Genomic DNA, 369 nt, shown 5'->3' with positions numbered 1-369 from the left:
ATGAAAGCACTTCAATGGACAAGCTACCTAAAAGTGTAGATATGGTATGGTTCTCATATAAAGAAGATTGTTTTTATAGGCTCAAGACTGCTATTGATTACGAAAAAATAGAAAAACTCTTTAGAGAAGGCTATAAAGAAAGAGTCCCTAATGGGGAAGTAAGGCATACAACCTATGATACAGTAGTGGTAGGTATAGCCCCTGGGGGTGTAGTAGTGCTATGGGTAGGTAGAGGTTATAAAAAAAATACTGAAATAGGAAGATACCAAGCCGAAAAAATAGATTTGAAAGAGCCTCCTGGGTTAGATAGTCACCAAAGACTCATATTTAGCAAGGAGGATAGAGAAGAGGTTTTAAATAGTGACTTAA

At 36.6% G+C, this 369-nt stretch carries 1 protein-coding gene; it reads left to right on the top strand.

What is annotated here, in order from left to right:
- A partial coding sequence (locus HMPREF9075_RS13750) for a DUF2931 family protein (RefSeq protein ID WP_009414980.1) occupies positions 1 to 369 on the top strand: 369 nt, incomplete at both ends.

The organism is Capnocytophaga sp. oral taxon 332 str. F0381 (assembly GCF_000318275.2).
Lineage (GTDB): Bacteria > Bacteroidota > Bacteroidia > Flavobacteriales > Flavobacteriaceae > Capnocytophaga > Capnocytophaga bilenii.
The sequence above is the reverse complement of the archived record's forward strand: the minus strand, read 5'-3'. Positions and strand labels throughout refer to the sequence as shown.